This is a genomic window from Shinella lacus (assembly GCF_010994755.1).
Classification (GTDB): domain Bacteria; phylum Pseudomonadota; class Alphaproteobacteria; order Rhizobiales; family Rhizobiaceae; genus Shinella; species Shinella lacus.
The window spans coordinates 509,935-527,684 of record NZ_WHSB02000004.1 but is presented as its reverse complement, the minus strand read 5'-3'; the positions used below and the strand labels follow the sequence as shown (position 1 = coordinate 527,684).

At 64.6% G+C, this 17,750-nt stretch carries 12 protein-coding genes; 6 read left to right on the top strand and 6 right to left on the bottom strand.

The features are described from left to right. Positions 1-46: 46 nt before the first annotated feature. The 3 genes from GB927_RS14015 (at position 47) to GB927_RS14005 (ending at position 4,171) form a co-directional block, all read left to right on the top strand. A complete protein-coding gene (locus GB927_RS14015; RefSeq protein ID WP_256117664.1) occupies positions 47-1,480 on the top strand; it encodes an aldehyde dehydrogenase family protein in 1,434 nt (477 codons plus the stop codon). Positions 1,481-1,530: 50 nt separating this feature from the next. Continuing rightward, a complete protein-coding gene (gene araD / locus GB927_RS14010) occupies positions 1,531-3,270 on the top strand; it encodes an L-arabinonate dehydratase (protein ID WP_256117663.1) in 1,740 nt (579 codons plus the stop codon). A 202-nt stretch (positions 3,271-3,472) separates the two neighbouring features. After that, entirely contained in the window at positions 3,473-4,171 is a 699-nt protein-coding gene (locus GB927_RS14005) for a hypothetical protein (protein ID WP_256117661.1), read from the top strand. Between the two features lie 98 nt (positions 4,172-4,269). Here the strand turns inward: GB927_RS14005 and GB927_RS14000 are convergent, their stop codons facing one another. From GB927_RS14000 to GB927_RS13990, 3 genes are read right to left on the bottom strand one after another with little or no spacing between them, the layout of a single operon-like run. Further along, positions 4,270-5,091, bottom strand: a complete 822-nt coding sequence (locus GB927_RS14000) for a transglutaminase family protein (RefSeq protein ID WP_256117660.1) — start codon at positions 5,089-5,091, stop codon at positions 4,270-4,272. A 16-nt stretch (positions 5,092-5,107) separates the two neighbouring features. After that, positions 5,108-6,049: an alpha-E domain-containing protein gene (locus GB927_RS13995; RefSeq protein WP_256117659.1), complete on the bottom strand. Its 942-nt coding sequence runs from the start codon at positions 6,047-6,049 to the stop codon at positions 5,108-5,110. A gap of 5 nt (positions 6,050-6,054) precedes the next feature. Further along, positions 6,055-7,464, bottom strand: a complete 1,410-nt coding sequence (locus GB927_RS13990; RefSeq protein ID WP_256117658.1) for a circularly permuted type 2 ATP-grasp protein — start codon at positions 7,462-7,464, stop codon at positions 6,055-6,057. A 320-nt stretch (positions 7,465-7,784) separates the two neighbouring features. Between GB927_RS13990 and GB927_RS13985 the strand changes: the two genes are divergently transcribed. Further along, a complete protein-coding gene (locus GB927_RS13985) occupies positions 7,785-8,669 on the top strand; it encodes a DMT family transporter (RefSeq protein WP_256117657.1) in 885 nt (294 codons plus the stop codon). A gap of 55 nt (positions 8,670-8,724) precedes the next feature. Here GB927_RS13985 and GB927_RS13980 read toward each other — a convergent pair whose 3' ends face one another. Beyond that, positions 8,725-10,146: a DEAD/DEAH box helicase gene (locus GB927_RS13980; protein WP_256117656.1), complete on the bottom strand. Its 1,422-nt coding sequence runs from the start codon at positions 10,144-10,146 to the stop codon at positions 8,725-8,727. Positions 10,147-10,502: 356 nt separating this feature from the next. Beyond that, entirely contained in the window at positions 10,503-11,603 is a 1,101-nt protein-coding gene (locus GB927_RS13975) for a DNA alkylation repair protein (protein ID WP_256117655.1), read from the bottom strand. 215 nt (positions 11,604-11,818) lie between these two features. Between GB927_RS13975 and GB927_RS13970 the strand changes: the two genes are divergently transcribed. Beyond that, on the top strand, positions 11,819-12,271 hold the full coding sequence (locus tag GB927_RS13970; protein WP_256117652.1) for a host attachment protein: 453 nt from the start codon (positions 11,819-11,821) through the stop codon (positions 12,269-12,271). On the opposite strand, the gene GB927_RS13965 is transcribed toward GB927_RS13970, so the two are convergent. Continuing rightward, positions 12,268-13,869, bottom strand: a complete 1,602-nt coding sequence (locus GB927_RS13965; RefSeq protein WP_256117648.1) for a trimethylamine methyltransferase family protein — start codon at positions 13,867-13,869, stop codon at positions 12,268-12,270. The genes GB927_RS13970 and GB927_RS13965 overlap by 4 nt on opposite strands. A 225-nt stretch (positions 13,870-14,094) precedes the next feature. On the opposite strand from GB927_RS13965, the gene GB927_RS13960 reads away from it, so the two are divergent. Then, entirely contained in the window at positions 14,095-17,748 is a 3,654-nt protein-coding gene (locus tag GB927_RS13960) for a PAS-domain containing protein (RefSeq protein WP_256117647.1), read from the top strand. The last annotated feature ends 2 nt before the right edge of the window (positions 17,749-17,750 follow it).

Genomic DNA, 17,750 nt, shown 5'->3' with positions numbered 1-17,750 from the left:
GCGACGGCCGCTCGGCCGCCATGACACACAGGAGGCTCGACAGCCCATGACCATGCACCAGAACCTGATTGCCGGCGAATGGGTCGGCTCTGACGCGATCCGCAACATCAACCCGTCGAACACCGACGACGTGGTGGGCGAATATGCCCGCGCCTCCGTCGAGGACACGAAAGCCGCAATCGCTGCGGCAAAGGCGGCTTTCCCGGCTTGGTCGCGCTCCGGCATCCTTGAGCGCCACGCGATCCTGCGCAAGACCGCCGACGAGATCCTCGCCCGCAAGGACGAACTCGGCCGCCTGCTGTCGCGCGAAGAGGGCAAGACGCTCGCCGAAGGCATCGGCGAGACGGTGCGCGCTAGCCAGATCTTCGATTTCTTCGCAGGCGAAATCCTGCGCCTTGCCGGCGAGGTGCTGCCCTCCGTTCGCCCGAATATCGGCGTCGAGATCACCCGCGAACCGGTCGGCGTCGTCGGCATCATTACGCCCTGGAATTTCCCGATCGCCATCCCCGCCTGGAAGATCGCGCCCGCGCTCTGCTACGGCAATACGGTTGTCTTCAAGCCGGCCGAACTGGTGCCGGGCTGCTCGTGGGCGATCGTCGATATCCTCGTGCGCGCCGGCCTGCCGAAGGGTGTGTTGAACCTCGTCATGGGCAAGGGCTCCGTCGTCGGCCAGACCATGCTCGACAGCCCGGACGTGCACGCCATCACCTTCACCGGCTCGACCGGTACGGGCAAGCGCGTCGCTTCCGCCTCCATCGAACATAACCGCAAATACCAGCTGGAGATGGGCGGCAAGAACCCGTTCGTAGTGCTAGACGATGCGGACCTCACCGTCGCCGTCGAGGCCGCCGTCAACTCGGCCTTCTTCTCGACCGGCCAGCGCTGCACCGCCTCCTCGCGTGTCATCGTGACGGAAGGTATCCACGACCGCTTCGTCGCCGCCGTTGGCGAGCGGCTGAAGAGCATCGTCGTCGACGATGCCCTCAAGGCGGGCACGCATATCGGCCCGGTCGTCGACGAGGGCCAGCTCAAGCAGGACACCGACTATATCGAGATCGGCCAGAAGGAAGGCGCCAGGCTTGCCTTCGGTGGCGAGCGCCTGAAGCGCGATACGCCCGGCTTCTACCTCGCGCCGGCGCTCTTCACCGAAGCGACGAACGACATGCGCATCTCGCGCGAAGAGATTTTCGGCCCGGTCGCCGCGGTCATCCGCGTCAAGGATTACGAGGAAGCGCTGGCCGTCGCCAACGACACGCCGTTCGGTCTCTCTTCCGGCATCGCCACCACGAGCCTCAAGCATGCGACGCATTTCAAGCGCAATGCGGAGGCCGGCATGGTGATGGTGAACCTGCCGACGGCGGGCGTCGATTTCCATGTGCCGTTCGGCGGCCGCAAGGGCTCGTCGCACGGCTCGCGCGAGCAGGGCAAATACGCCAACGAATTCTACACAACCGTCAAGACCGCCTACACCCTGGCGTGAGGCAAAGGCCGCCCGGCTTTTCGGGGCAGGCCCTTCAAGGACTGAGAGACATGAAGAAGAAAGCGGAATGGCCGCGCAGGCTGAGATCGCAGGAATGGTACGGCGGCACCAGCCGTGATGTGATCTACCACCGCGGCTGGATGAAGAACCAGGGCTATCCGCACGACCTGTTCGACGGTCGTCCGGTGATTGGCATCCTCAACACTTGGTCGGATATGACGCCGTGCAACGGCCATCTGCGCGAACTCGCCGAAAAGGTGAAGGCAGGCATCTGGGAAGCCGGCGGTTTCCCGATGGAAGTGCCGGTGTTCTCGGCCTCCGAAAACACCTTCCGCCCGACCGCGATGATGTACCGCAACCTCGCGGCGCTCGCGATCGAGGAAACGATCCGCGGCCAACCGATGGACGGTTGCGTGCTGATGGTCGGCTGCGACAAGACCACGCCGTCGCTGATCATGGCGGCAGCCTCCGTCGATCTGCCGTCGATCGTCGTCACCGGCGGTCCGATGCTCAACGGCTATTTCCGCGGCGAGCGCGTCGGCTCCGGCACGCATCTGTGGAAGTTCTCCGAGATGGTGAAGGCCGGGGAGATGACGCAGGAAGAGTTCCTGGAGGCGGAAGCCTCGATGAGCCGTTCCTCCGGCACCTGCAACACCATGGGCACGGCGTCCACCATGGCCTCCATGGCAGAGGCGCTTGGCATGGCTTTGTCCGGCAATGCCGCCATTCCGGGCGTCGATTCCCGCCGCAAGGTCATGGCGCAGCTTACCGGCCGGCGTATCGTGCAGATGGTGAAGGACGACCTGAAGCCATCGGACATCATGACGAAGCAGGCCTTCGAGAACGCCATCCGCACCAATGCGGCGATCGGCGGATCGACCAATGCCGTCATCCACCTTCTCGCCATGGCGGGCCGCGTCGGTATCGACCTGACGCTGGACGACTGGGATCGCTGTGGCCGCGATGTGCCGACCATCGTCAACCTGATGCCGTCGGGCAAATACCTGATGGAAGAGTTCTTCTATGCCGGCGGCCTGCCGGTCGTTCTCAAGCGCCTCGGCGAGGCCGGCCTCCTGCACAAGGATGCGATCACGGTCTCCGGCGAAACCGTCTGGAACGAGGTCAAGGACGTCGTCAACTGGAACGAGGATGTCATCCTTCCGGCCGAAAAGGCGCTGACGCAATCGGGCGGCATCGTCGTCGTGCGCGGCAATCTTGCGCCCAAGGGCGCGGTGCTGAAGCCTTCAGCTGCCTCGCCGCATCTTCTGACGCACCGGGGCAGGGCGGTCGTGTTCGAGGATATCGACGACTACAAGGCCAAGATCAACGACGACGCTCTCGACATCGACGAGACCTGCGTCATGGTCATGAAGAACTGTGGGCCGAAGGGTTATCCCGGCATGGCCGAGGTCGGCAATATGGGCCTTCCGCCGAAGGTGCTGAAGAAGGGCATCACCGACATGGTGCGTATCTCGGATGCGCGCATGTCGGGCACCGCCTACGGCACCGTCGTGCTGCACACCTCGCCGGAAGCGGCTGTCGGCGGGCCGCTTGCGGTGGTGAAGGACGGCGACATGATCGAGCTGGATGTGCCGAACCGCCGCCTGCATCTCGACATTCCCGAGGAGGAGCTGGCGCGCCGGCTCGCCGCCTGGACGCCGAACCATGACCTGCCTGAGTCGGGCTATGCCTGGCTGCACCAGCAGCATGTGCAGGGGGCTGATACCGGCGCCGATCTCGACTTCCTGAAAGGGTGTCGCGGCAGCGCGGTCGGCAAGGATAGCCACTAAGCTTTTTCGGGCGCGGCTTTCATGGTCGCGCCCGATCTGTGTCGTTCCGGCACGGATTGGCCCGCTCTTCCGGCCGAATGCAACCTTTCCTTTTCCTTTGCAGCCGCCTGCCGTCCTGCGCGAGGAACCGCGGAGGTCGTCTTCCCCTTCCATTTCACGATACCGGTCCACTCCCGGGTCGGTCGCTGAATGGGAGGTTTCCATGTTCAGAGCATCAGACGGTGTATCGATTCCAAAACTCTCTGCGGTCGTGCTGGCCGCGGCGGTTCTTGCCGTGCCGGTTCACGCGGCCGATCGCGGCAATCGGGGCGGCCTCGGCGTGGGTGTCGGCGTGAGCCTCGGCAGCGTCCGGGCCGGCGTCGATGCCCGGGTCGGCGGCAGCAAGGGGCTCGCCGATGCCAATGTCGGCGCGCGGGTCGGCGGCCGGAACGGCCTGAAGGCCGATGCCAAGGCGAATGTCGGTGGTGCCCGTGGACTTGCCGATGCGGATGTGAAGGCCGGGCTCGGCGGGCGCGATGGCGTTAATGCCGGCGTCAGGGCGAATGTCGGCGGATCGCGCGGCCTTGCGGATGCGGACGTGCGGGCGACCGTTGGCGGGCGCGATGGCCTCGCAGCGGATGTCGGTGCCACGATCGGCGGTCGCAGCTTGCTGGATGCCGACGTGGATGTCAGCCTCGGCGACGACGACGTGCTCGGCCGGCCGGACCGCCGCGAGCCGCGCTCGCTCGGCGATGACGACCGGCGCGGCGACCCGGATGACCGCACGGTCGTTCGCGAATTCTCACGGCTTTCCGGCAACGATCGCATGCAGCTCATCAAGCGCTGTCGCGGCGTTGACAGCGGCGGTTATGATGCCGCCCTCGTGAAACTCTGCCGCCTGCTCGAAACGGCGTCGCGTTAAAGCGATTGCACAAGCCCTTAAAGCGGATTCGATTTGAGGGCTTGTGCAGCAGATTCAGGGCGTTACGGCGCCCTTTGGGAATCCTGATTCAACTGCCGTCAGCTCTGGCTTTGCGATTGGCTCTGGCCGGACGTTTCCACCGTGATGGCAACGCTCATCGTTTCCGCCGCCGTGCCCACCACCATGCCGGAAATGGGGGCGGCGTCGGTATAGTCGAGGCCGCTGGACAGGCGGACATAGCGTGCGTCCGGGCAGATCTTGTTGGCGGCATCGAAGCCGACCCAGCCGAGCCCCTGCAGGTGCACCTCCGCCCAGGCGTGGCTCGCTGTCTGCTCGGGCGTTTCCATCAGCAGGTAGCCGGAAATGTAGCGGGCCGGCAAGCCGAGCGAACGCGCGGCGGAGATGAAGATATGCGCGTGGTCCTGGCAGACACCCTGCTTCTTCTCCAGCGCTTCCTCGGCCGTGGTGTCGGAGGCGGTTTCGCCCGGCTTGTAGGCCACGGCCTCGTGGATCGCTTCCATGAGCGCGTGCATGCGCGCCAGTTCGTTTTCGCCGCTGGCGGCCTTGGCCAGTTCGTGGATCAGCGCGCCGGGCTTGGTCAGCGGCGTTTCGCGCAGATACAGCCAGAGCGGCACGAACCCCTGGTGCGGGCCGAAGACGCCGGCGCGGTCCTCCGTCTCCACCTCGCCCTCGGCGACGATGCGGATCGTCACCTGCTCGGCATTGGTGCTGACGAGGTCGACATGGTTGCCGAAGTGATCGGTGTAGCCGGCCTCCAGGCGGGCGCCGTGCACCGTCGTCTTCCAGTCGCGCACGCGCTGGCCGGGCTGGGTCTTGGGCGTCAGCCGCAGCCGTTGCAGCGAATACTGCACCGGGTCGTCATAGTGATATTCCGTCGTGTGGCTGATCTTCAGTCGCATTGGTTGCCCCGTCAGCCTATCGGTAGAAGCGGTAGCCTTCGGAGATTTCCTCTCCGAGGCGGTTGTTGTGCACGATGAACTCCTCGATGAATTCATGGAGACCCTGTTCCATGATGTCGTCGATGTTGCGGCTCCTGAGAAGCATCAGCGTGGCGGAGGCCGTCTCGTGCGCCGCGTGGTTGTCGCCGTAGAGCTTGGCGAGATAACCGAGATTGCTGACGATCTTGTCGTAGCTATAGGCGAGCGAGCGCGGCATGCGGTCGTTGAGGATCAGGAAGTCCGAGATGTTGGTGGCGGAATAGTCGCCGTCATAGACCCAGCTGTAGGAGCGGTGCGCCGAGACCGAGCGCAGGATCGATTCCCACTGCATGTTGTCGAGCGAGGAACCGACCTTGGCGATCGCCGGCAGGAGCACGTAATACTTCACGTCGAGGATGCGCGCGGTGTTGTCCGCCCGCTCGATGAATGTGCCGATGCGCGAGAAATTGTAGATGTCGTCGCGCAGCATGGTGCCGTGGAAGGCACCGCGGATGAGGGCGGTGCAACGCTTGATCGTACCGATCACCTCCGGCATGTCGGCGGGCTTTACGCGTTTGGAGAGCGCCAGCTTCAGCTCGATCCAGCACTCGTTGGTTGCTTCCCAGGTTTCCCGCGTCAGCGCCGTCCGCACCATGCGGGCATTGTTGCGCGCCGATTCGATGCAGGACATCACGCTCGACGGGTTGGCGGGGTCGCGCAGCAGGTAGTCGATGGCGTCGGCGCCCGTGAGCTTGCCGTGCACCTCGTCGAAATCCTCGCGCACGCCGGCACTTTGCAGCACGCCGTCCCAGTCCTCGTCGCTGGAGCCGCTGCGCGTCAGCGCCATGCGCAGGCCCGCATCGATGAGGCGGGCAATGTTTTCGCCCCGCTCGATGTAGCGGAACATCCAGTATAGGCCGTTTGCAGTTCTTCCCAGCATCGGCGTCAGTCCTCCAGTACCCAGGTGTCCTTCGTGCCGCCGCCCTGGCTGGAGTTCACCACCAGCGAGCCTTCTTTCAGCGCCACGCGGGTCAACCCGCCCGGAATGATCTTCACCTTGTCGGAAACGAGCACGTAGGGCCGGAGGTCGACGTGCCGGGGCGCGATGCCCTTGTTGACGAGGATGGGGACTGTGGAGAGCGACAGCGTCGGCTGCGCGATGTAGTTCGACGGCCGGGCCTTCAGCTTTTCGGCAAAGGCTGCGCATTCCTTCTTCGAGGCGGTCGGGCCGACGAGCATGCCGTAGCCGCCCGAGCCGTGCACCTCCTTGACGACGAGCTCTTCGAGATGTTCGAGCACATATTTCAGGCTGTCTTCTTCCGAGCAGCGCCAGGTCGGCACGTTTTCGAGCAGCGCCTTGCGGCCCGTATAGAACTCCACGATCTCCGGCATGTAGGAATAGATGGCCTTGTCGTCGCAAATTCCGGTGCCCGGCGCATTGGCGATCGTGATGTTGCCGGCCTTGTAGACGTCCATGATGCCGGGGATGCCGAGTGCGGAATCCGGCCGGAAGGTGAGGGGGTCGAGGAAATCGTCGTCGACGCGGCGGTAGAGCACGTCGATCGCCTCGTAGCCGCGGGTCGTGCGCATCTTCACCTTGCCGTCGACGACGCGCAGGTCCGAGCCCTCGACCAGCTCCACGCCCATCATGTCGGCGAGGAAGGAATGTTCGTAATAGGCGGAATTGAAGATGCCGGGGGTCAGGACGGCGATGCGCGGCTTGCCGGAACAGCCGGGCGGCGCGAGGGAAGCGAGGCTCTGGCGCAGGGTCTTCGGATAGTCTTCCACCGGGCGCACCTTGTTCAGGTGGAACAGCTCCGGGAACATCTGCATCATGGTTTCCCGGTTTTCCAGCATGTAGCTGACGCCGGAGGGCGTGCGGGCATTGTCTTCCAGCACGTAGAACTGGTCTTCGCCGGTGCGCACGATGTCGGTGCCGACGATGTGGGTATAGACGCCGCCCGGCGGCTTGAAGCCGATCATCTGCGGCAGGAAGGCGACATTGCGCTCGATCAGCTCGCGCGGCACGCGGCCCGCCTTGATGATCTCCTGCTTGTGGTAAATATCGTCGAGGAAGGCGTTGAGGGCGATGACCCGCTGTTCGATGCCCTGGGCGAGCCTGCGCCATTCTCGGCCGGAAATGATGCGGGGGATGATGTCGAAGGGGATGAGTTTTTCAGAACTGTCTTCGTGTCCGTAGACCGCGAAAGTGATGCCGGTTTTTCGAAAGAGGTTTTCGGCGTCCCTCGATTTGGCAATCAGGCGAGCCCGATCCTGCCCCTCGTACCAGTCATGGTAGTTTTCATATGGCTGCCGCGGGTTGGAGTCCGCGCTCATCATTTCGTCAAATGCCAAAGGCGTGTTCCCTATTTTTCGCCATTTGAGTACAACATCAGGGGCAATGCAAGAACCATGCTCAATTAGCGCTGAAGAATTCTCATACCGCTTTGAGCGCGGCTAAACCGGCCGGCAGGACGGTTTTCCGGTGGGAACGAACCGGCCGATGCATTACCCGCGCCGGCGTCCTGTGCGCGATGTGCCGAAAACATGGGCAGATGCCGAAAAGCTGCACCGTCGCGCCTTTCGTTGAACCTAATCATCAAGGAAATTCCTTTGACCATCACGTGGGCGGCGCCTATCGCTCGCCCACCGATTGTCCTTCTGCCGAAAGTCCCATGTCCCTCGATCGCCTGGCTCCGGCCATCTTCGTCCTGCTCTGGTCGACCGGCTGGGTCGTCGCGAAGTTCGGCGCCATCGTCTCTGAGCCGCTGACCTTCCTCAGCATCCGCTATATCGCCGCCGCCATTCTCTTCGGCGGGCTGTGCGTCGTCTCCGGCGTCGCCTGGCCGCGCGACAGGCGCACCATCGTGCATGCCGTGGTCTCCGGCGCCTTCCTGCACGGGCTCTATCTGGGGGCGGTCTGGTGGGCGATCGGGGAGGGCGTGCCGGCGGCGCTCTCCTCCATCATTGCCGCACTCCAGCCGCTGATGACGGCTTTGGCCGCGCCCTATTTCATCGGCGAGCGGCTGAGCGGCACGCAGAAGGCGGGCCTCTGTCTCGGCTTCCTCGGCGTCCTGCTGGCGGTGCTGCCGAAATTCTTCGGCCAGGGGGCGGCGGAAATCCCGGCCTTCGCGCTTGTCATCAACATGCTCGGCATGGCCGCCGTCACCTATGGCACGATCTACCAGAAGCAATATCTGCCGACCGGGGACATCAGGGCGATCGCGACCCTGCAATATGCCGGGGCCTTGATCGTCACCGTGCCGCTTGCGCTGGGCCTCGAAAGCCTGCATGTCGATTTCGGCTGGGCCTTCGTCGCGGCGCTTGCCTGGTCGGTGCTCGGCATTTCGATGGGGGCGGTCCTGCTGCTGCTCTACCTGCTGCGCCGCGGCCAGGTTTCCCGTGCGGCGTCCCTCATCTATCTCGTGCCGCCGATCGCCGCCCTCCAGGCCGCCGCCATCTTCGGCGAGGAACTGACGATCTCGATGATCCTGGGCACGCTGATCGTCGTGGCGGGCGTCTACCTCACCAACCGCAAGGACCCCGCGCCCGCGGAGTGAGCAAACGAAAACGGCGGGCCGAAGCCCGCCGTTTCCTCATTTCAGAAATACATGTTTACGCCTGTTCGCGGCGCTGGCCTTCCGAACGGCGCGGCTTGCCGCTCTGGTTCGGGCGGCCCTGGCCGTTGCCGGCGCCGTGGTTGCGGTTCTGGCGTTCGCCCTGCTTCTGCGGCGGGCGATTGCCATGCGCGCGCTTGCCGGCTGCCGGTGCGCCGCCATCGGCCTGCGCACCTTCGCCGAACGGCTTGCGCGCCGGACGCTGGCCTGCGCGACCCTGGCTGGCACGGTGGCCGCTGCCCGAGCGGGGCTTGCGCGACTTGCCGCCGGGACCGGCGGTGATGACGGCAGGCGCTTCACCGCTTGCGACGGTGATCTGGATGCCCATCAGCTTTTCGATATCGCGCAGCAGGTGCGCTTCGTCCGGCGTGCAGAAGGCGATGGCGATGCCGTCGCGGCCGTTGCGGGCCGTGCGGCCGATCCGGTGGACATAGGCGTCCGGCACTTCCGGCAGATCGTAGTTGTAGACGTGGGTGACGCCGGGAATGTCGATGCCGCGGGCGGCGACGTCGGTGGCGACCAGCACGCGGATTTCGCCGTCACGGAAGGCCTTGAGGGCGCGCTCGCGCTGGCCCTGGCTCTTGTTGCCGTGGATGGAGGCGGCCTTGAAGCCGATATGGTCGAGATGCTTCATCAGCTTCTCGGCGCCATGCTTGGTGCGCGAGAAGACGAGCGACAGGCCATCCGGATTGTCGGTGAGCGTCTTGCGCAGGATCTGCGCCTTCTGGTCCTTGCCCGGAACGTGGTGGACATACTGTTCCACCTTGTCGGCAGCCTTGCCGGGGGGCGTGACTTCGACCTTCTTCGGGTTGACGAGATATTCGCCGGCAAGTTCGCCGATCAGCTTCGGCATGGTGGCCGAGAAGAGCAGCGTCTGGCGGTTCTTCGGCACCATCTTGGAGATCTTGCGCAGATCGTGGATGAAGCCGAGGTCGAGCATCTGGTCGGCTTCGTCGAGCACGAGGTAGCGGGCCTGGGTCAGCGTCACGGCCTTGCGGTTGACGAGGTCGAGCAGGCGGCCGGGCGTGGCGACGAGGATGTCGGTGCCGCGCGAGAGCATCTCCGACTGCTTGTTGATGGAAGCGCCGCCGACGACGGTGACGACGCGCAGCGGGGTCTTCTTCACAAAGTCGCGCAGGTTGTCGGCGATCTGGTTCACCAGTTCGCGGGTCGGCGCGAGGATGAGCGCGCGGATGTTGCGCGGGTCGGGACGGCGGGTGTCGGCGAGGAGCTTTTCGATCATCGGCAGGCCGAAGGCGGCCGTCTTGCCGGTGCCGGTCTGGGCGAGGCCGATCAGGTCCGAGCCTTCCATGACGAGCGGGATGGCCTTTTCCTGGATCGGCGTTGCTTTTTCAAAACCGAGCGTGGTGAGCGTGTCGACGATGGTCTTCGAGAGGCCGAGGTCGTGGAAAGTGGTCAAGTCAAATACCTTTCGGGGCGCCAAACGACTTTTCCATAGGCAGTTCGGGACGCAAACCGCGTCACACTTTTGCTCGAACTGCTTTGGACCGGAATCGCACCATGCGCTTCCGGTTTCGTCTGGCGTCAAGAACCCCGCGTGAATTGGGAACTTGTGGGTTGGTTGGGTAGTCGTCTGCGCAGGCATCCGCAAATGGGAGGCGGATCGTTCTCTTGCGCTAGTCCTTCTCAGCATCCCGATATCGGGACATCTTTGGCTCGCTCACGCGGCGGCCGAAGGGCGACGCTGGGGCTCATGTCGTTGTTTTGCGTCGGAAAGTCAAGCCCTAGTTTTTCGCAGGTGCGAAAAGACCGGCCTCATTCCATGCGGAGATCGAAGTCGGCAGAGGCGCAGATCGCGCCGTTGATCAGGATCTCGATACGGTGCGCGCCGGGGTAGTAGCGCCTGGTGGTGATCGCCCGGATCGCGTGGTCCTTGGCGATCGCCTGGCTGGCGCCGGCCGGCAGGTCGAGCTGTTTCCACTTGAAGACCTTCGGCGCCAGCGTGCCGTTCGCCTTCACATGGTGGATCGCGTAGTCGATCATCAGCCGTTGGGGCGCGGTCTCGGCGTTGGTCACGACGATGGAGAAGCCGAGCTTGTCGCCGAAGTCGACGACCGGTGTGGCGAGCGTCAGCGTGGCCGCTATGCCCTTGGCGGCTGCGAAGCCGAAATTGGCGAGCGCCTTCGCATCGCCCCTCTTGAGCAGGGTGCGCGAGGCGTGGCGCAGCAATTGCCGCCGCTCGGCCGAGGCGCCCGCGATGTGCCGCTCGACGAAATCGGTGACGAGGACCGGGTGATCCTTGGCGATGTCGTTGAGGCTGTTGGCGACTGAGCGGCGCACATAGTCTTCCGGATCGTCCAGCAGGGCGACGAGGATCGGCAGGATCGGCTGCGGGTCCTTGACGAGTGCGGGCAGGCGCATCGCCCAGGGCAGGCGCGGGCGGGTGCCTTCGCTGGCAAGCCGGCGGACATGGTGGTTGGCATCCGTCACCCAGCCGGAGATTTCGGCGAGCGCCCGGTCCTGCTCGGCGTGGATGAAGCGGCGGATGCCGAACTCCGCGGTGAAATGCGGCGTCAGCGCCTTAAGGAGCGCGAGCGACAGCTCGAAATGCTGGAGACCGTGCTGGGAGACGAACTGGTTGACCGGAAGGAGCGCCCAGCCGGTCAGGCCTGGATTGCCATTTTCCGGCAGGGCCTTGCGCAAGATGTCCGCTGCGGCGGCATAGTCGGCAGGCAGCGTTTCAGCGAGCGCATCCTTGATCCGCTCCGCGCGCTGCATCAGCTCCAGCGCCGCCATGCCGTCCGTTGCGAGACGGGTGAAGCGGGCGGCGTCGAAATCCGGTGCGTGGCTGGAAATATGCCCCGCCATGTCCGTCACCAAGCCGGGATGCAGCAGGTTCTTCAGCGGTTCGGCCACGGTCTTCTCCTGTCGTTTCGGGGCACCCTAGCCAGCCTTTGCAGCATGGCGATAGGGGTGCCTTCGCCTTTCCAACAGCTTCGTGTCGCGCGCCACCCGGAACATGCGGCCGACCTCTTGCGTTGGGTCCCTGCGCATCCTGGCCACGATCTCGCTGGATGCTTCTCTAAGCAGATTCGTCTGCCTATCCATGAACCGCGCTACGGGAGTGAAACATGACCGCTACGACTTGGATTCTCGCCGCCGATGGCAACCAGGCCCGCCTGCTCAAGGGGGTGAACCTGTTGAAGGATGGCCAACAGAGCCCGGAGCAGGAAATTTATCGCTCTGAACCGAAGAAGGCGCAGGACATCATGACCGACAAGCCCGGTCGCAGCCATTCCTCCGTCGGCCACGGCCGCTCCGCCATGGAATATTCGAGCGATCCGGTGCGGGAGGAACAGCAGAAATTCACCGCTGAAGTCGCCGGCCGTATCGACGACTACGCCGCCGAGGGCGCCTTCGACCGACTGGTGGTTTGCGCAGCACCGCAGACGCTGGGGGATCTCCGCAACAAGCTCTCGGATAAATCCCGCACGCTGACCATGGCCGAGATCGACAAGAACTTTTCCAACCTACCGACGGAGAAACTGATCTCCTCCGTCCGCTCCATCATGTTCGACGCTTAAAAGTCGGTCGGAACGCCGCCCTCTTCCTTGCGCTTTGCGACGAAGGCATCCAGTTCGTCCTCGATCGCCGGGTCGAGCGGCGGCCGTTCATAGGTGTTGAGCTTTTCCTTGAAGACCCGGTTGGCATGGTCGTAGGTGGTCGGCCGGCCGGCTTCCGTCCAGGTCTCGAAATTGCGCCAGTCCGAAAGGATCGGCGCGTAGAAGGCGGTCTCGTAGCGCGCCAGCGTGTGCGGCGTGCCGAAGAAATGCCCGCCGGGGCCGACATCGCGCACGGCATCGAGGCCGAGTGCATCGTCGCTGACATCGAGCGGCTGGAGATATTCCGCAACCATCTGCAGCATGTCGACATCGAGGATGAATTTTTCGAAGGAGGCCGTCAGGCCGCCCTCACTCCAGCCCGCCGAATGCATGATGAAATTGCCGCCGCCCTGCGTCAGTGCCCAGAGCGAGAAGGCGGATTCATAGGCCGCCTGCGCATCGAGCGTGTTGGAGGCATTGGTGTTCGAGGTGCGGTAGGGGATGTTGTATTTGCGGGCGAGCTGGCCACCGGCCACCACTGCCTTCATATATTCCGGCGTGCCGAAGGCCGGCGCGCCCGTCTTCATGTCGACATTCGAGGTGAAGCCGCCATACATGACCGGCGCCCCGCGGCGCACCATCTGGGTGAAGGCGATGCCGGCCAGCGCTTCCGCATTCTGCTGCACCACCGCGCCCGCGATCGTCACCGGCGCCATGGCGCCAGCAAGCGTGAACGGCGTCACCACCACGACCTGGTTGCGCGAGGACATTTCGATGATGCCCTGCAACATCGGCCCGTCGAGACGCAGCGGCGAGGAAGTGTTGATGATGGTGAACAGCGAGGGTTCCCGCTCCATCTGCTCCATCGAAATGCCGCGGCCGATGCGGGCAATCTCGATGCCGTCGAGGTTGCGCTGCTTGCCCAGCGAATAGACGTGGAAGGCCTTGTCGGTCAGCTTCACCATGTCCGACAGGCAATCGAGATGGCGGATCGAGGCGTGGATGTCGATCGGCTCGACGGGATAGCCGCCCGTCGTGTGGATGATGTCGTAGGATTGCGCGAGCTTCACCAGCTTGCGGAAATCCTCCTGGTTGCCGGCCCGCCTGCCGCCGTCGCGATCGGCGACGAAGGGGGCGGAGGCGATCTGCGCGAAGACCAGGTTGTTGCCGCCGATCTCGACATTGCGGATCGGGTTGCGGGCATGCAGCGTGAAGGCCGGCGGCACACTCGCCATCATGTCGAGGATGAGCCCGCGGTCGAAGCGCACGCGGTCTGTGCCCGAAGTCACGTCTGCGCCCGCCGCCTTCATGCGCTCGCGGGCCTCCGGCAGGATGACGTCCATGCCGATCTCTTCGAGGATGGTCAGCGAGGCCTGGTGCACGGCCTCCAGCGCATCCTCGGACAGCACGGTGGACTTGGCGGTCGTGTTGACGAGATTGAGATATTTCGAGCTGGCCGGTGCGCGCCGGCTGCGCTCGGCACCCCGCCCGCCGCTTCGGCGCCGGCGTTCGACGGGTGTTTCGGCGGCCTCGGCCTCCGGTTGTTCGAGGTGATTTTCGAGTTTGATCACGTCGCCCATGTGCAAGAGAACCCCGGTCTGGTTTGTCTTTTCTCCTTGTCGCATATCCCGCCGCGCGATGCCCCCGTCATTTGCGACAGGGAAATGCTCTCTTGGATAAGAGGGCGCTCGCAGCCGCCATGAGTGATTTCCGGCAACGAACGGTTAACCATCCGTTCAAGGATTGCTGGTACTCCCCAAGGGGTATGAATCTCTCCCTCCGTCCCGCTTCGGGGAGCGCTTGGCGTGGCTGAATCTCAAGACGAATTGCTGGTGGCGGCCTGTGAGCGCGTTCGCGAACACCCGCATCCGGCTTACGTCAAAAGCAGCGAGTTGCGCTACCTGGCGGTGAACGACGCCTATGCCCGCCTGTTCGGCCATACAGCCGCGGAGATGATCGGCCTTCGCAGCGACGAGATCGGCGAAGCGCTCGGCCACGGCGACCGGGACGATCCGGAACGCCGCTGCCTGATTTTCGGCAATCCCGAACGCGCGCGCTACATCCACCCCTTCGGCGGCGGCAGCTTCGAGATCGCGCTGAAACGCGAACGCATCTCTCCCACGCTGTCGATCCTCGTCGGCCTCTTCACGCCCTCGATCGAGGCGCTGGCCACGACGCTGCGCGCCGCCGCCAATGCGAACGCCGATGCCGTGCGGCCGTCGAACGCTTACGACGATGACGGGCAGGACAGCCCATCCGATCATGTCCAGGGCGCGCTCGATGCGCTCGGCGCGGGCGTCGCCGTGTTCGATGCCGACAACCGGCTGAGCTATGCGAACCGCAGCATGCGGGAATTCTATCGGGTGCTGGTCGGCGAGCTTGCGGATGGGCCGGTGAGCCTGACGACGCTCACGGAGGCGCTGCACGATATAGAAGTGGGGCGCACGCCCGCGGCGGAGCGCGAGCGCTGGGTTGCCGCGCGGCTCGCGAGCTACGACCTGCCGGTCTACGAATCCGTTGCGCGTCTTGCGGGCGGCTGGATGCGTCTCGTCACGCAGCGCCGACCGGATGGCGCACTCGTGGCACTGCGGCTGGACGTGACGGCGCTCAAGGAGAGCGAAGGGCGGCTGAAGCAGCATTCGCAGGAGATCAGCCTCTACCGGGCGCTGCTCGACGAGCTGCCGGTCGCAAGCTTCATGCGCGACGAGAGCCAGCGCATGATCTTCGCCAACCGAGCCTATGTCGAGATGACCGGCAAGCAGCCGGAGCAGCTGCTCGGCCTGACGACGCTCGAAATGTACCCCGAACAGGGGCAGGAATTCCACGAGCAGAACCAGTTCGTGCTCGATACCGGCGAACTCGTCGAATCCGAGATCGACTATGTGCGCCCGGACGGCTCCACCCTCCCGACGATCTCCAGGCTCTACCGCGTCACGACGCTTGACGAGAAGAGCTACCTGATCGGCTCGATCACCGACACGACGGTGCTGAAGAAGCGCGAAGACCAGCTCATCGAGGCGCAGCGCGCGGCGGAGGCGGCGCGCTCCGACCTCGAAAGCATCGTCGCCTCGCTTCCCGTCGGCATCGTCGTGGTCGACGAGACCGGCATCATCGAACTGGTGAACGGCGCTTTCGAAGACCTGTGGGATGGCGCGCTGCCGCCGATCAGGGGCGAGGCGCTCGGCGTGCTCCTGCGCTTCCAGCAGGCGCAGGGCGGCACCTGCGAGGACGGCGATTGCGACCAGGGCTACGAACAGTGCCTTTCCGGCATCCGCTCCGGCGAGATGCCGGTGCGCGAGGTCGCCTATGCCAACGGCCGCACTGTGATCGAGGCGGGCTGTGCGATTTCCGGCGGCCGCTGCCTGCTCACCTATATCGACATCACCGAGCGGCGCGAGCGCGAACGCGAGGTGCTGGAAACCCGCAGCGCGCTGGAAGAGGTCGGCAGCCTCGTCAAGGATGCCGTCTCCTCCATGAGCCAGGGCCTGCTGATCATCGAGGACGACCGGGTCGTGCTCTCGAACGAAGCGCTTGCCACGATGATCGCCATGCCGCGCGAACTGTTGCAGCCCGGTGCGCTGGTCAAGGACGTGCTGCAAAGCTGCATCGACCGCAAGATCGCCGGCTTTGTTGGCGAGGAGCCGGTCGATGCGAGCAAGTTCCGAACCATCCTCTTCACCGGCAAGCCGGCCTCGCTGACGGTGTTCAGCGGCTACCAGCGCTGGCTGCGCCTCGATGTCACTCCGACGGGCCGCGGTCGCTCCGTCATGGTGTTCTCCGATATTACCGACCTCAAGAGCCGCGAGGAGGAGCTGCGCCAGCTCGTCACCCGCGCCGAGACCGCCGACAAGGCAAAGTCGGAATTCCTGGCCAATATGAGCCATGAAATCCGCACGCCGATGAACGGCGTGCTCGGCATGGCGGAACTGCTCGCCAAGTCCAATCTCGATACGCGGCAGAAAACCTTCATCGACATCATGGTGAAGTCCGGCAATGCGCTTTTGACCATCATCAACGACATCCTCGATTTTTCGAAGATCGATGCCGGCCAGATGACGCTGCGCGATGTCGCCTTCAACCCGGTCGAGGCGATCGAGGACGTGGCGACGCTGCTTTCGGCCAAGGCCGCGGAGAAGGATATCGAGCTCGTCGTGCGCGGTGCGGCCAACATGCCGGCCGCCGTGATGGGGGATGCCGGTCGCTTCCGCCAGATCGTCACCAATCTCGTCGGCAATGCAGTCAAGTTCACCGATCGCGGCCATGTGCTGATCGACCTCGCGTGCAACACGAAGGCCGACGGCGGCATCGAGATCGTCATCCGCGTCGAGGATACTGGTGCAGGCATCCCGACCGAGAAGATGGAATCGATCTTCGAAAAGTTCTCGCAGGTGGATGCCTCCTCGACACGCCGCCACGAGGGCACCGGCCTCGGGCTTGCCATCACCGACGGCCTGACACGGCTTTTCGGCGGCACGCTGGAGGCGATGAGCGAGGTCGGCAAGGGCTCCGTCTTCACCGCGCGCCTGCCGATGACGCTCGCGGTCGCCTCGCTGCCGGCGCGCATCGTGCCGGCGAAAACGCCGGACGCGCGCATCCTCGTCGTCGATGCGCACGATCTGTCCCGCAAGGCCTCGCACGACATGCTGCTCGACTGGGGTTTCGATGCGACCGCCGTCGCCTCCGAGACCGAGGCGCTCGCGGTGCTTGCGGCTGCGACCGGCATGGGCCTTTCGGTGGATGCGATCCTACTGGATTACCAGCCGGACCACGCGCCCGATTTCATCCGCGCGCTCAGGGAAAGCCCTGCGACGGCCGATGTCTCCGTGATCGTGCTCACCTCCATGAACCTTTCATCGGAGGACAGGCTCCTGTCTTCGCAGGATATCCAGGCCCATCTCATGAAGCCGGCCCGCGCCGACCTGTTGCGCGAGACGGTCTCGGAAGTGCTGCGCGCGACGCGCGGCGTCCGGCCGGCCGCAGCCGCGCCCGAGGGCAAGGTCCTGCCGCTCCGCCCCCTTGTGGCTCCGCCCGCTCCCGTCGCAGCGGAGGGCGAAGTGCTGGACGTGCTCGTCGCCGAGGACAACGAGGTCAACCAGATCCTCTTCACGCAGATGCTGCTCGCCTCGGGCCTGAAGTTCCGGCTTGTCGGCAATGGCGAAGAGGCCGTCGCGGTCTTTCGCGCCGTCCGCCCCCGCATGATCCTGATGGATATTTCCATGCCGGTCATGAACGGGTTGCAGGCGAGCCGGGCGATCCGCGAGATCGAAAGCGGCAGCGGCCATCGCGTGCCGATCGTCGCCGTTACCGCCCATGTGCTCGATGGCGACCGTGAAGAATGCCTTGCCGCCGGCATGGACGACTATCTGGCGAAGCCGATCAGCATCGAGAAGCTCGAAGAAAAGCTCGACCGCTGGCTGAAGCGCGGCAAGACGCAGGCCGCGACCGGCACCCTGCACTGAGG

Coding starts and splice junctions, on each gene's coding strand:
- GB927_RS14005 (WP_256117661.1), top strand. CDS start 3,473: ATGTTCAGAGCATCAGACGGTGTATCGATTCCAAAACTCTCTGCGGTC.
- GB927_RS13985 (WP_256117657.1), top strand. CDS start 7,785: ATGTCCCTCGATCGCCTGGCTCCGGCCATCTTCGTCCTGCTCTGGTCG.
- GB927_RS13965 (WP_256117648.1), bottom strand. CDS start 13,869: ATGGGCGACGTGATCAAACTCGAAAATCACCTCGAACAACCGGAGGCC.
- araD (WP_256117663.1), top strand. CDS start 1,531: ATGAAGAAGAAAGCGGAATGGCCGCGCAGGCTGAGATCGCAGGAATGG.
- GB927_RS13995 (WP_256117659.1), bottom strand. CDS start 6,049: ATGCTGGGAAGAACTGCAAACGGCCTATACTGGATGTTCCGCTACATC.
- GB927_RS14000 (WP_256117660.1), bottom strand. CDS start 5,091: ATGCGACTGAAGATCAGCCACACGACGGAATATCACTATGACGACCCG.
- GB927_RS14015 (WP_256117664.1), top strand. CDS start 47: ATGACCATGCACCAGAACCTGATTGCCGGCGAATGGGTCGGCTCTGAC.
- GB927_RS13970 (WP_256117652.1), top strand. CDS start 11,819: ATGACCGCTACGACTTGGATTCTCGCCGCCGATGGCAACCAGGCCCGC.